This is a genomic window from Sphingobium sp. VMM (assembly GCF_056790315.1).
Genome location: NZ_JBXGSI010000007.1, coordinates 184,444 through 197,132, shown reverse-complemented (window position 1 = coordinate 197,132; position 12,689 = coordinate 184,444). Strand labels below are relative to the sequence as shown.

Sequence of the window (12,689 nt, the reverse complement as noted above, 5' to 3'; positions counted from 1 at the left end):
GGGATCAGGTTCCGCTCTGCCGGCCGGTGCCTCGGCTTTCCGCGCCGTTGCCGCCCTGGGGGGCGGCGGGCGTCGGGGCGACCGGGGCGGTCTGGGGCGCGGCGTCGCCCGAATTGCCCAGCGACTTGACGCTGGCGGGGCTGCCGTCGGCGGCGGGATTGCGCGGGCGGTCCTTCGTGTCGCCAGCGGCGGGGTCTGCCTTCTGGTCCTCGGCGGGCTGCTGCGCCCCAGCGGCGAGCTGGCCGGTGATGACCTTCATGCCGGGCTTCAGGTCGCCGCCGGTGATGACGGTGCGCGATCCGTCGCTGGCGCCGACGGTCACCTGGATCGCCTTGGGATCGCCCTTTTCGTCGAGGACATAGAGGGTCTGGCTGCTACCCGCGCCGAAATTGACCTGGCGGTTGGCACCGCTGCGGCGCATGCGGCCGGGGCCGGGCAGGACGCTGGTGATGCCGCCGCCCGATCCGGCGCCGCTGCTGGGCTTGAATCGGAGCGCGCTGTTGGGGACGAGCAGCACATCATGCAGTTCCTGGGTCACGATGTCGGCGGTCGCGGTCATGCCCGGACGCAGGGTTTCGTCCGCATTATCGACCGACAGCACGGCGGTATAGGCGACGACCGTGCCGGTCGAGCTGCTGGTTGTGCTGGTCGAGGACGAGGAAGACGAACTGCTGCTGGAGCTGTTCGATCCGACATTCACCCGCGTGACCTTTGCCGGGAAGGTGCGGCCGGGAAAGGCGTCGACGGCGAAATTGGCGGTCTGCCCTTCCTTGACCTGGCCGACATCGGCTTCGTCCACCGACACCTCGACCTCCATCTTGGTGAGATCCTCGGCGATGGTGAACAGCACCGGCGCATTGAGCGAGGCGGCGACGGTCTGGCCCGGCTCGATGTCGCGCGACAGCACCACGCCGGTGACCGGCGAGACGATCTGGGCGATCGACAGGTTGGTCTGGGCGGTCGACAGCTGGGCGCGCGAGACATTCACCTGCGCCTGGGCCGAACGAAGGTTGGCAAGCGCGCCATTATAGTCGGCGCGGGCCGAATCCAGCTCGGTCTTGGCCGGCACCTTGCCGCCGGAAAGCTGATAGACGTTGAGCTGGCGATCCAGTGTTGCCTTGGCCAGCGCGACCTGCGCCTGTGCCTGGGCGACACCGGCCTGGGAGGAGGCGACCTGGGCCTGCGTCTGGTTGATCGTGTCGACCAGGCGGCGGGTGTCCAGCTCGGCGAGCTTCTGCCCCTTGGTCACGCGATCATTGACGTCGACATAGACGGCGGTGATCTTGCCCGACTGTTCGGACCCCACATCGACCTGGTTGATCGGCTTGAGGTTGCCGGTCGCCGACACGCTGACCGTCAGGTCGCCCTGGCGCGCCTCGCGGGTCGCATAATTGGGCTTGTCATCGCCGGCAAAGCAGCGGGCGACAAGCAGGACGAGGATCAGCAGCACGACGCCGATGGCGCCGCGGATAAGCCATTTGCGATGCGGCTTTTCCGGCTTGGCGCCCAGAAAGTCGTTGAGATCCTGATCGGGGCTGGCGTCATTGCTCATGGGGGCGGTCATCCATATTCTGCCAGCCGCCACCCAGCGCATTATAGAGCTGGGCGATGGCCAGGATCTCGTCCGATTGGGCGCTGGCAAGGCTGTTGCGGGCGTTCAGCAACGTGGTTTCGCTGCTGGACAGGGTCTGGAAGTCGATCAGGCCGGACTGATACTGGCTGCGCGCCAGGATTGCGGCATTGTTCGACGCTTCGTAAGCGGTGGCGAACTCGATCTTGCGCCGGCGGGCGCTGTCGAGCGAGGCCATGCCATTTTCGACATCCTCCAGCGCGCCGAGGACGCTCTGCTTGTAGGCGGCGAAGGCGCCGTCGGTCGCCGCCTTCTGCGCGCGAACCTGCGAGGCGAGGCGGCCACCATCGAAGATGGTCTGGGCGACATTGGCAAAGACGCCGCCGGTGATGAGGTCGAACAAATCCTTGAAGGCGTTCGACGTGGTGCCGATGTTGCCGCTGATGCCGAGCGAGGGATAGAGCTGCGCTTGGGCGACGCCGATCCGTGCGGTGGCGGCGGCCAGCGCCCGTTCGGCGGACCGCACATCGGGCCGCTGGCGCAGCGTATCAGCCGGAATGCCGGTGGCGATGTCGGTTGCGGCGGTGGGGATCGGTGCCGGCGTTTCGAGCGCGCGGGTCGCGTCGCCCGGCGCCTGGCCGGTCAGCACGGCGATGCGGTTGAGGCTGCCCTTCAGGCTGGCTTCGAGCTGGGGGATGGTGGCGTTGGTCTGGGCGAGCTGGGCTCTGGCCTGCTGCTCGTCGAGCGAGGAGACCAGCCCGGCCTGCAACCGCCAGCGGGCGATGTCGTAATTGTCCTGCTGCACCTTCTGCGTCTCGCGGGCGATGCGCAGCTGTTCCTGTGATGCGCGCGCCTGGACATAGTTGGTGACCAGTTCGGAAATGATGGTCATCCGCACATTGGCGAGGTCATAGCCGGACGCGGCAAGATCGGCCCGCGCGGCTTCGGCCGATCGCGACAATTCGCCGAACAGGTCGATCTGCCAGCTGGCATTGGCGCCGGCCGAATAGCTGCTGGACCAGTTGCTGGCGCCGGTGGAGATGACGTTGCCGCTGTCGTCGACACGGGTGCCGCCGGCCTGGCTGCGGTAATTCTTGCCGCCGCTGGCCGATCCGTTCACCTGCGGCAGGAAGGCGGCATTGGCCTGGCGCAGGGATTCCCGCGCCTGCCGCAGCCGTGCCTGCGCCTGGACGATGTCCAGGTTGCCGGCGATCGCCTGATCGATCAGGCCGGTCAGCGTCGGATCGTTGAGCCGCGTCCACCAGGTGGCGAGGGTGGCGTCGTCCAGCGCGGCGCCGCTGCCCTGGCTATAGCCGGCAGGCACGCCCAGCGCGGCGGATTGCGGCGCGTGATAGTTCGGTCCCGCCGCGCAGGCGGACAGGGCAAGCACCGATCCCGTGAGCCATGCAATGCGATATCGCACCTTTTCCTTGCACTCCGTCGTCGTTAAAGGGGCCAGCAATATTCCCCCGGAGAGACAGGGGGCAGGTATGTCAGGTCGTTACGTGCCGAAAAGCAATGTACGCCTCAATGCCATATATGTCTCAAAGTGTAACGTGCGTGAATTCCCGTGTTTTTCCCAGGAAAGACACCAGTAGATCAGAGGATGGAAGATGAGGGCATTTCTTTTCCCGGGCCAGGGTAGCCAGTCGGTCGGCATGGGCAAGGCGCTGGCCGAGGCAAGCCCGGCGGCAAAGGAACTGTTCCAGGAAGTCGATGACGCCCTGTCGCAGCATCTGTTCCGCATCATGGTGGAAGGCCCCGAGAGCGACCTGACCCTGACCGAGAACGCCCAGCCGGCGATCATGGCCAACGCGCTCGCCACGCTGCGCGTGATGCAGAAGGAAGGCGGCTTCAGCCTGGCTGACAAGGGTGATTATGTCGCGGGCCACTCGCTGGGTGAATATAGCGCGCTCTGCGCGGTCGAGGCGTTCGACCTTGGCACCACCGCCCGCCTGCTCAAGCTGCGCGGTCAGGCGATGCAGGCCGCCGTGCCGGTGGGCGAGGGCGCGATGGCCGCGCTGTTGGGCGCCGACATCGAAAAGGCGCAGGCGCTGGCCGATGCCGCGGCCGAGGGCGAAGTCTGCACCGTCGCCAACGACAATGATCCCAGCCAGGTCGTCATTTCCGGCCACAAGGGCGCAATCGAGCGCGCGGTCGCGCTGGTCAAGGATTATGGCATCAAGCGCGGCGTGCTGCTGCCGGTGTCGGCGCCCTTCCACTGTCCGCTGATGCAGCCGGCCGCCGATGCTATGGCGGAAGCGCTGGCGAAAGCGACGATCAACGCGCCGCTGCTGCCGGTCTATGCCAATGTGCTGGCCGCGCCGATCAGCGACACGACCGACATTCGCGAGCGTCTGGTCGAGCAGGTCACCGGCCGCGTCCGCTGGCGCGAGTCGATCGGCGCGATGTGGGACGCGGGCGTCACCGATTTCGTCGAACTGGGCGGCAAGGTGCTTGGCCCGATGGTCAAGCGCATCGCGCCCGACGCCACCGTGCGCAGCGTGGTGACGATGGACGATATCGAGGCGGTGCTGGGCGCGCTGTGAGCGAGAGCCCGGTCCTTAGCCACCGCGACGGGGCCGTCCTGACGGTCACGCTGAACCTGCCCGACCGGCGCAACCCCATCTCCGATCCGGCGATGGTGGATGCGCTGTGCGACGTGTTCGAGGCGGCGGACCGGGACGCGAGCATCCATGTCGCGATCCTGACCGGGGCGGGCAGTGCCTTCTCCTCGGGCGGCGATCTCAACGCGATGCGGCCCGATGCCGGCGGGCTGCGCGCCAGCCTGCCGGCGCAGACGCGGCGCAATTATCGCGCGGGCATCCAGCGCCTGCCTCTGCTGTTCCAGGCGATCGAGCTGCCGGTGATCGCGGCGGTCAATGGCCCTGCGATCGGCGCGGGGCTGGACCTGGCCTGCATGTGCGACCTGCGCATCGCGGGGCAAGGCGCGCGCTTTGCCGAAAGCTTCGTGAAGCTTGGCCTCGTCTCCGGTGATGGCGGGGCCTGGTTGCTGCCGCGCATCATCGGCTTTTCCAAGGCGTCGCAACTCTCGCTGACCGGCGAGACGATCGACGCGGGCGAGGCACTGCGGATCGGGCTGGTCGGCGATGTGGTGCCCAACGCGGACCTTATGACGGTGGCGCGGGCGCAGGCTGATGCGATCGCCGCCAATCCGCCGCATGCGACGCGGATGACCAAACGGTTGCTGCGTGCGGCGCAGACGGCCGAACTTTCGCAAATTTTGGAAATGGCGGGCGCCATGCAGGCGCTGGCCCACGCGACCGCGGATCATGACGAGGCGATCACCGCCTTCTTCGACCGCCGGCCGCCACACTTCAAGGGAGACTAGAATGTTCGATCTGACGGGAATGACCGCGCTGGTGACTGGCGCTTCGGGGGGCATCGGTTCCTCCATCGCCAAGGCGCTGGCCGCGCAGGGCGCCACGCTGGCGCTGTCGGGCAGCAATGAGGAAAAGCTCAAGGCCTTTGCGGCCGAACTGGGCGGCGACCACAAGACCTTGGTTTGCAATCTGTCCGACCCGGCCGCCGTCGACGCGCTGGTGCCGCAGGCGGTGGAAGCGCTGGGCGGCAAGATCGACATCCTGGTCAACAATGCCGGCATCACCCGCGACAATTTGATCCTGCGCATGAAGGACGAGGAATGGTCGCAGGTGATCGCGGTCAATCTGGAAGCCGCCTTCCGCCTGTGCCGCGCCGCCGCCAAGCCGATGATGAAGGCGCGCTTTGGCCGCATCATCTCGATCACCTCGGTCGTGGGCGTCACCGGCAATCCGGGCCAGTCCAACTATTGCGCGTCGAAGGCCGGCATCATCGGCATGTCGAAGTCGCTGGGCCAGGAACTGGCGAGCCGCGGCATAACCGTGAACTGCGTGGCCCCCGGCTTCATCCGGTCGGCCATGACCGATGCGCTGAACGATGCGCAGAAGGGCACGATCCTGGCCAAGATCCCCGCTGGCGATCTGGGCGATGGCGACGATATCGGCGCAGCAGTCGCCTATCTGGCGAGCAAGGAAGCAGGCTATGTCAACGGCCAGACCCTGCACGTCAACGGCGGCATGGCGATGATCTGATCGATCGCCCGGTCAGGCGATCTTCGTCCGGCCGGGCAGACTATAAGCGAGCGCGCCGTCCAGCAGGATGGCGCGTCGCATCGCCAGCGCCAGCACCGCGATCGCGGCGATCAGGTTGACCGGCACATGGGTCCATTCCGACACGGCCCGGCCGAACAAAGGCGCCATCCAGGCATAGGCCAGCCAGCTTCGTTCCCAGCCAAGCACGCCGCGCTTGCCCATGTCGGCGGCGACGAAGGCGATCGCCATCCCCAGCAGCACATAGTCATAATCGAGCACATAGGGTGTGCAGAGCAGGGCGGCGCTGAGCGCAGCGGCGCCCCGCACTTCCATCGTCCCACGGCGGGCGACCAGCGCGGCGATGCCGATGGCGATGGCTGTCACCAGGCCCTGCACCACATAGGCGGCTGGAATGCTGCCGCCCCATTGGCGAATGGCGGCAAAGGGGCTTTGGATCTTTTCCCAGCCGGTGGCACCATTTTCGATGATGATATGCTGCGTCAGGGGCAGAGAATCGATGAACGCCTGCCACACCGGCCAGCCCCAGATCAGCAATGTCAGCAGGCACAGGCCGGCCGAGGTCAGACCGGCGGCCAGGTAGGCGCGGGCATTGCCGCGTGCGATGATTAGCACAGGGATCAGCACCGCAAATTGCGGTTTGTAGACGAGCGCGCCCAGCAGCATGCCGGCGATCCAAGGGCGTCGGTCGAGCAGGGCCATGCCACCACCCAGCAGGCCGGCGGTCATGAAGGCATTCTGGCCGTGGCCCAGGCACACCATTACCACAGGTGCGCCGAGTGCGATGAGCAGCGCGTCGCGTTGATCCGGCAGGACATGACGGATGACCATCAATGCTCCGCCAAGCGTCAATCCCTGCCACAGGATCAGGGCGGGGACGTAGGGGATTTGCGCCAGCAACGTGGCCAGGATCAGGAAGGGCGGGGGATAGTGCCAGCCATAGAAGGGGATGGCGGGATCATGATGGATCGCCTTCTGCACTTCATAATGGGCGGGCCAGTTCCATGCCTGCGCGGCCTGACCCTGATCGGCCATCCATCCCGCCGTCCAGACGTTGGAGAAGTCCGTGCCAAGCGGCCGGCCGAGCGAATCTACCGTGCCATGCGCCGTCGCGAACAGGTAGGCGAGGCCGATCAGCGTCGCAGCCAGCATCAGCCAGGCGGTCATTCGGACCCGTTCGGGGGTGATGAACTGGTCGGGGCACAGGCGGTCGATCATCGCTGTTGACTGGCACAAGCGGCTGAAATTTTGGTAAACAACCCGTTGTTTCCGGGTTTTTTCCGGCTTTTTATTGCCGAAACGCACCTGTCCCTCCATCTAGGGGCTTGGCGGCCTTCCCTCTTGCCTCTATCGGGGCTTGGCACTAGGGCAATGCCTTAACGGTTATTCAGAACCACCAACGATACCCAGTAAGAAGGACCACTCATGAGTGAGACCGCGGATCGCGTAAAGAAAATCGTCGTCGAGCATCTGGGCGTCGAAGCCGAGAAGGTGACCGAGGACGCCAGCTTCATCGACGATCTGGGCGCAGACAGCCTGGACATCGTTGAACTGGTGATGGCGTTCGAAGAAGAATTCGGCGTCGAAATCCCGGACGATGCGGCTGAGAAGATCGCCACCGTCAAGGACGCGATCGACTATATCGACAGCAAGGCCTAAGGGCTTCGCGGCCTGCCCTCAGTGGCGGGCCGCCCTCCTTGCACAAGGATTGGCTCCTCCTGTCCGGTGATCCCGGAGCTTGGGGAGCCTTTTCGTATCTGGCCTGCCGTTCACAAGTGCGTGTGGAACGCCTAGATGAGCGGCACGGAACCAAAAATTGGAATTTCGGAGCAAGCATATGCGTCGCGTCGTCGTAACCGGCCTTGGCATGGTAAGCCCGCTTGGCGGGGATGTCGAAACCACCTGGAAGAACATCATCGCGTCGAAATCCGGCGCGGCGACGATCACCCGCTTCGACGCCACCGATTACAAGTGCCGCATCGCCTGCGAAGTGAAGCCGGCGGATCATGAATATGGCTATGACGCCTCGCTGGACGTCGACCACAAGATCCAGCGCCAGGTCGATCCGTTCATCGTCTATGGCATTTCCGCCGCCAGCCAGGCGCTGCGCGACGCGGGCCTGGACAATATGTCGGAAGAAGAGCGCCTGCGCGCCGGCTGCTCGATCGGTTCGGGCATCGGCGGCCTGCCGGGCATCGAAAGCGAATCGCTGGTGCTGGCCAACAAGGGCCCCAACCGGGTTTCGCCGCACTTCGTCCATGGCCGCCTGATCAACCTGATCTCGGGCCAGGTCTCGATCAAATACGGACTGATGGGTCCGAACCATGCCGTCGTCACCGCCTGCTCGACCGGCGCCCACTCGATCGGCGACGCTGCGCGCATGATCGCGATGGACGATGCTGACGTGATGCTGGCGGGTGGCGCGGAAAGCGCGATCTGCCCGATCGGCATCGCCGGCTTCGCCCAGGCGCGTGCGCTGTCGACCGGCTTCAACGACACGCCGGAAAAGGCGTCGCGTCCCTATGACGTCAACCGTGACGGCTTCGTCATGGGCGAAGGCGCGGGCGTGGTCGTGCTGGAAGAATATGAGCGGGCCAAGGCGCGCGGCGCGAAAATCTATGCCGAAGTCATCGGCTATGGCCTGACCGGCGACGCCTATCATGTCACCGCGCCGCACCCGGAAGGCAATGGCGGTTTCCGTTCGATGCAGATGGCGCTCAAGCGCTCGGGCCTCAGCCTGGAAGATATCGACTATGTGAACGCGCATGGCACCTCGACCCCGCTGGGCGACGAACTGGAACTGGGCGCAGTCAAGCGTCTGTTCGGCGATCATCTGGGCAGCATGTCGATGTCGTCGACCAAGTCGGCGATCGGCCACCTGCTGGGCGGCGCGGGCGCGGTGGAGAGCATCTTCTGCATCCTCGCCATGCGCGACCAGATCGTGCCGCCGACGCTCAACCTCGACGAGCCGAGCGAAAGCTGCAAGGGCGTGGACCTGGTCCCGCACGTCGCCAAGGAACGCAAGGTGCGCGCGGTGCTGAACAACTCGTTCGGCTTCGGCGGCACCAACGCCTCGCTCATCATGAAGGCGATCTGATACGCCTGATCCTCCCCTGCAAAGGGGAGGGGGACCGTTCGCGAAGCGAATGGTGGAGGGGTGTCACGCCATCATGAAGGCGACACCCCTCCGTCAGGGCCTCGCCCTGCCACCTCCCCTTGTCAGGGGCGGATTTGTTAATTGCTGCGGATAGGGCAGTTGGGATGATGGCAAGACGATCCGGCGCAAATCCGGTGCGGCGACTGGGCTGCATCATCCTTCTGATCGGCCTGGCCGTTGTCGCCTTTGTCGGTTTCCGCTTCGTCCATGGCTGGACCGAGACGGGGCCGGCCACCCAGGATATCAGCATCGTCGTGCCGGAGGGATCGACCCTGTCCGATGCCGCGGTGCTGCTGAAATCGGCTGGCGCTGTGCGTTCGGCCGATGCCTTCCTGACCCGCGCGAAGGTCTTTGGCGGCGCCAAGCCAATCAAGGCCGGCGAGTTCGTGGTGCCCAAGGGCGCCAGCAACCGCGAGATATTGTCGATCCTGCAGGGCGGCAAGACGCTGACCCGGCTGGTCACCATCCCCGAAGGCATGCCGTCGATCCTGGTGCAGGAACGGCTGATGGCCAATGACGAGCTGACCGGCGATGTCGCGGTGCCGCAAGAGGGCAGCGTGCTGCCCGACAGCTATGCCTTCGACAAGGGCGAGCCGCGCGCCGCCGTGCTGAAGCGGATGCAGGCGGCGATGGACAAGGCGCTGGCGAAGCTCTGGGCCGAACGCGCGCCCAATACGATCGCCAAGTCGCCCCAGGAGGCGATCATCCTCGCCTCGATCGTCGAGAAGGAAACCGCGATCGCCAAGGAGCGGCCGATGGTCGCGGGCGTCTACAGCAACCGCCTGCGCAAGAACATGATGCTGCAGGCCGATCCGACGATCATCTATCCGATCACCAGGGGCAAGCCGCTCGGCCGCCGGATCAAGAAGTCCGAGATCGCCGACGTCAACGACTACAACACCTATGCGATGACCGGCCTGCCCAAGGGGCCGATCGCCAATCCGGGCCGGCTGTCGATCCTGGCGGTGCTCCACCCGGCGGAGACGAATGCGCTCTATTTCGTCGCGGACGGGAAGGGCGGCCATATCTTTGCCGACACCTATCAGCAGCATAATGAGAATGTGCGGAAGTGGTTCGAGATCCGCCGCGCGCGGGGCGAGCTGTAAAGCCCGGCTTGGCCGATATATAGCCGGGCTTGCCACATGGTCCGGCGCGCGCTAGGGATAGTCCAGCATCAAGAGTTGGGGCGACGCCCAACGCCAACCTGCCGTTCCGGGCAAGGTGGCACTCCCGATCCGGGAGGATGTGGCCGATCCGGCAACAAAGCGGACCTCAGCCACCGATCGTCGCCCCGCCAGGAAGGACTGACGAGACGTGCCGATCAAGATTGCCGATGACCTGCCCGCCCGCCGCACGCTGGAAGCCGAGGGCGTTGCCGTGATGGGCGAGGCGGATGCGGTGCGGCAGGATATCCGCCCGCTGCGGATCGCGCTGCTGAACCTGATGCCCAACAAGATCGATACCGAGACGCAGCTTGCGCGGCTGCTTGGCGCCTCGCCGTTGCAGGTGGAACTGACGCTGGTGCGGATCAGCGACCATGTGTCGCGCAACACCTCGGCCGATCATATGCAGTCCTTCTATCGCGCCTGGACCGATGTGCGCGACGAGCGGTTCGACGGCTTCCTGATCACCGGCGCGCCGGTCGAGCATCTGCCGTTCGAGGAGGTGAGCTACTGGCAGGAACTGCGCGCCATCTTCGACTGGACCCAGACCCATGTGCATCGTTCGCTCAGCATCTGCTGGGCGGCGCAGGCGGCGCTCCATCATTTCCACGGGGTCGAGAAACATGCGCTGGAGCGCAAGGCGTTCGGCGTGTTCCGCCATCGCAACCATGCCCCGGCCTCGCCCTATCTGCGGGGCTTTTCGGACGATTTCTCGATCCCGGTGTCGCGCTGGTCGGAAGTGCGGCGGGAATCGCTGCCGGTCGATCGCGGGCTGCAATTGCTGGCCGACAGCGCGGAGACCGGGCCTTGCCTGGTCCATGATCCGCGCCATGGCTTCCTGCACATGTTCAACCATGTCGAATATGACACGCGCACACTGGGCGACGAATATGCGCGCGACGGCGGCCGCCAGATGCCGGCCCATTATTTCCCCGACGACGACCCGACCCGCCCGCCGGAAAATCGCTGGCGCAGCCATGCCCATCTGCTGTTCGGCAACTGGATCAACGATCTCTACCAGACCGCGCCGTTCGACGTGGACATGATCGGCCAGGAGATATTGCAGAGCGCGGCCTGATCGGCGCCGATCAGCGCAGCAGGCCCTTGGCCGCCTGACTGCGGGCGTAGAGCCACTGGCCGATGCCGATCAGGATGATGACGGCCGGGAAGATCGCTGCGCCCGCGCCCTTCACCGCCAGCAGGTCGGTGCCAAGGAACGTGTGTCCGAACTGGACGATCACCGCGAGCAGCGACAGCAGGAACAGCGGCACCGCGACGCGGCGGCGCAGCAGCAGGGCGATCGCGCCCAGCGTGCCAGCGCCCACCGCCACCGCATAGACGGCCCAGGCCCAGCCGGGCATCTGGGCAAAGGCGCGGGCGGTGTCGGGATCGGTTTTGGCGAGTTCGCCGAGGTCGGCGCCATATTGCATGACGAAGGCAGCGACCCCCATCAGGTTCCATAGCAGCAGGATGACGGCGATGATGACGAAGGATGCCGGTGCGCGCATGATGCTTCCCCTCCTGGGCCGCGCCTGCTTGCCGGGCGCGGCATCTGTCATCATATAGCCTGTCCCGGCCGGGCGAAAGTCCGCCATCGCGTTGCAGGGAGGCGGTCCTGGCTGATCCGATCATTGTCACCGCGCTGCTGGGCGCCGCCGATTTCGCCTGGGCGGATGGCTTGCGCCGCGCCCATTTTCCGCCCGAACGCAATCAGGTGCCGGCGCATGTCACCCTGTTCCATCATCTGCCGCCTTCGCTGCTGCCGGAACTCAGGATGCGGATGAAACAGATATGCGCCGGCCCGGCGCCACGGGCGCGGCTGGGCGATGTGCTGCTGTTGGGGCAGGGGGTGGCCTACCGCATCGACAGTCCCGATCTGGCGGCGTTGCGTGGCGAATTGGCGGACGCCTTCACAGGCCTGCTGACGCCGCAGGACCAGGCCGGCTTTCGCCCGCATCTGACCGTGCAGAACAAGGTGGAGCCCAGGGTCGCGCGGGCGCTGGCCGACCGATTGCGCGCCGATTTCCATCCCCGTCCGCTGGCGATCGCGGGCCTGGCCGCCTGGCACTATCGCGGCGGACCATGGGAACTGGCAAGCGAGACCCGGTTTCGCGGGTAGGGGATTTGGGTGGTTTGCGGACAGTCTGCCAATGCGGCACAATGCGAAAAAGCAGCCATTCCCGGATAAGGATTTAGTGTGCTTCCTACGTTCAATCAGGGCCGAGCTGCGGTTAGGCGAGCAACATTCTTTGCCACTATCATTTTTGCGTTATCGACAGTCATGCTGTTGCTGGCGCTATGCTCACGATTTGGCCCCTTAGTCATCCGTTCGGCGATCCAACCGATAACAATGACAATGGGACTTCAAGACGGCGATGAAAGCCTAATGGTGCTTTCTTTTATCGCTACGGTCAGTGCATCCCTAACGGTCGTTGGTCGGGCGGTGGTTAGCATTTTCACGGAACGGTGATTATTGTCTGCTTTCGGCGAAACGCCCAGCACCGATTTCCGGCAACAATTGGTCGTCAGCCGTCAAAACCCGATATCGTCATTGCTTCGCTACGCTTGCAATGGCGGGGTTCGCTCGCTTCCCGCCCGTCTTTCCTACTCGGCATTTTTCTGGTCCACCCTGTGGGATGGAATTGGCCGCTCCTATTGCCCCGATATCGACCTTGCTGCAGCGTCCT

At 65.3% G+C, this 12,689-nt stretch carries 12 protein-coding genes and 1 riboswitch; of the genes, 8 read left to right on the top strand and 4 right to left on the bottom strand.

The features are described 5' to 3' along the window. Positions 1-4 precede the first annotated feature (4 nt). Positions 5-1,552 carry an efflux RND transporter periplasmic adaptor subunit gene (locus ACUCV3_RS11265; protein WP_279728545.1) on the bottom strand — a complete coding sequence of 516 codons (1,548 nt, stop codon included), beginning with the start codon at positions 1,550-1,552 and terminating at the stop codon, positions 5-7. Beyond that, on the bottom strand, positions 1,542-2,993 hold the full coding sequence (locus tag ACUCV3_RS11260; protein ID WP_048937006.1) for an efflux transporter outer membrane subunit: 1,452 nt from the start codon (positions 2,991-2,993) through the stop codon (positions 1,542-1,544). Before ACUCV3_RS11260 ends, ACUCV3_RS11265 begins: the two co-directional genes overlap by 11 nt. A 190-nt stretch (positions 2,994-3,183) precedes the next feature. Between ACUCV3_RS11260 and fabD the strand changes: the two genes are divergently transcribed. From fabD to fabG, 3 genes are read left to right on the top strand one after another with little or no spacing between them, the layout of a single operon-like run. Continuing rightward, entirely contained in the window at positions 3,184-4,119 is a 936-nt protein-coding gene (gene fabD, locus ACUCV3_RS11255; RefSeq protein WP_026109186.1) for an ACP S-malonyltransferase, read from the top strand. Beyond that, positions 4,116-4,922, top strand: a complete 807-nt coding sequence (locus tag ACUCV3_RS11250; RefSeq protein ID WP_279728546.1) for a crotonase/enoyl-CoA hydratase family protein — start codon at positions 4,116-4,118, stop codon at positions 4,920-4,922. Before fabD ends, ACUCV3_RS11250 begins: the two co-directional genes overlap by 4 nt. A 1-nt stretch (position 4,923) precedes the next feature. Then, a complete protein-coding gene (gene fabG, locus ACUCV3_RS11245; protein WP_004212094.1) occupies positions 4,924-5,664 on the top strand; it encodes a 3-oxoacyl-[acyl-carrier-protein] reductase in 741 nt (246 codons plus the stop codon). Positions 5,665-5,676: 12 nt separating this feature from the next. Here the strand turns inward: fabG and ACUCV3_RS11240 are convergent, their stop codons facing one another. Then, positions 5,677-6,900, bottom strand: a complete 1,224-nt coding sequence (locus ACUCV3_RS11240) for a glycosyltransferase family 87 protein (RefSeq protein WP_482240629.1) — start codon at positions 6,898-6,900, stop codon at positions 5,677-5,679. A gap of 207 nt (positions 6,901-7,107) precedes the next feature. Between ACUCV3_RS11240 and ACUCV3_RS11235 the strand changes: the two genes are divergently transcribed. From ACUCV3_RS11235 to ACUCV3_RS11220, 4 genes are all read left to right on the top strand, one after another. Next, positions 7,108-7,341 (top strand): acyl carrier protein, encoded by a 234-nt coding sequence (locus ACUCV3_RS11235; protein ID WP_004212096.1) that lies wholly within the window; start codon positions 7,108-7,110, stop codon positions 7,339-7,341. A gap of 178 nt (positions 7,342-7,519) precedes the next feature. Then, on the top strand, positions 7,520-8,779 hold the full coding sequence (gene fabF, locus ACUCV3_RS11230) for a beta-ketoacyl-ACP synthase II (RefSeq protein ID WP_004212097.1): 1,260 nt from the start codon (positions 7,520-7,522) through the stop codon (positions 8,777-8,779). A gap of 194 nt (positions 8,780-8,973) precedes the next feature. Then, a complete protein-coding gene (gene mltG / locus ACUCV3_RS11225) occupies positions 8,974-9,945 on the top strand; it encodes an endolytic transglycosylase MltG (RefSeq protein WP_010335409.1) in 972 nt (323 codons plus the stop codon). A 60-nt stretch (positions 9,946-10,005) separates the two neighbouring features. Continuing rightward, positions 10,006-10,114, top strand: a riboswitch (SAM-I-IV-variant riboswitch). Positions 10,115-10,153: 39 nt separating this feature from the next. After that, on the top strand, positions 10,154-11,080 hold the full coding sequence (locus ACUCV3_RS11220; protein ID WP_004212101.1) for a homoserine O-succinyltransferase: 927 nt from the start codon (positions 10,154-10,156) through the stop codon (positions 11,078-11,080). A 10-nt stretch (positions 11,081-11,090) separates the two neighbouring features. Here ACUCV3_RS11220 and ACUCV3_RS11215 read toward each other — a convergent pair whose 3' ends face one another. Continuing rightward, entirely contained in the window at positions 11,091-11,510 is a 420-nt protein-coding gene (locus tag ACUCV3_RS11215) for a hypothetical protein (RefSeq protein WP_048937053.1), read from the bottom strand. Positions 11,511-11,617: 107 nt separating this feature from the next. Between ACUCV3_RS11215 and ACUCV3_RS11210 the strand changes: the two genes are divergently transcribed. Next, entirely contained in the window at positions 11,618-12,121 is a 504-nt protein-coding gene (locus ACUCV3_RS11210) for a 2'-5' RNA ligase family protein (protein WP_279728551.1), read from the top strand. Positions 12,122-12,689: the final 568 nt, after the last annotated feature.

Bases quoted from the DNA above. Each gene is read 5' to 3' on its own strand.
- ACUCV3_RS11265 (WP_279728545.1), bottom strand. From the start codon at position 1,552: ATGAGCAATGACGCCAGCCCCGATCAGGATCTCAACGACTTTCTGGGC.
- fabD (WP_026109186.1), top strand. From the start codon at position 3,184: ATGAGGGCATTTCTTTTCCCGGGCCAGGGTAGCCAGTCGGTCGGCATG.
- fabG (WP_004212094.1), top strand. From the start codon at position 4,924: ATGTTCGATCTGACGGGAATGACCGCGCTGGTGACTGGCGCTTCGGGG.
- ACUCV3_RS11240 (WP_482240629.1), bottom strand. From the start codon at position 6,900: ATGATCGACCGCCTGTGCCCCGACCAGTTCATCACCCCCGAACGGGTC.
- ACUCV3_RS11235 (WP_004212096.1), top strand. From the start codon at position 7,108: ATGAGTGAGACCGCGGATCGCGTAAAGAAAATCGTCGTCGAGCATCTG.
- fabF (WP_004212097.1), top strand. From the start codon at position 7,520: ATGCGTCGCGTCGTCGTAACCGGCCTTGGCATGGTAAGCCCGCTTGGC.
- ACUCV3_RS11215 (WP_048937053.1), bottom strand. From the start codon at position 11,510: ATGCGCGCACCGGCATCCTTCGTCATCATCGCCGTCATCCTGCTGCTA.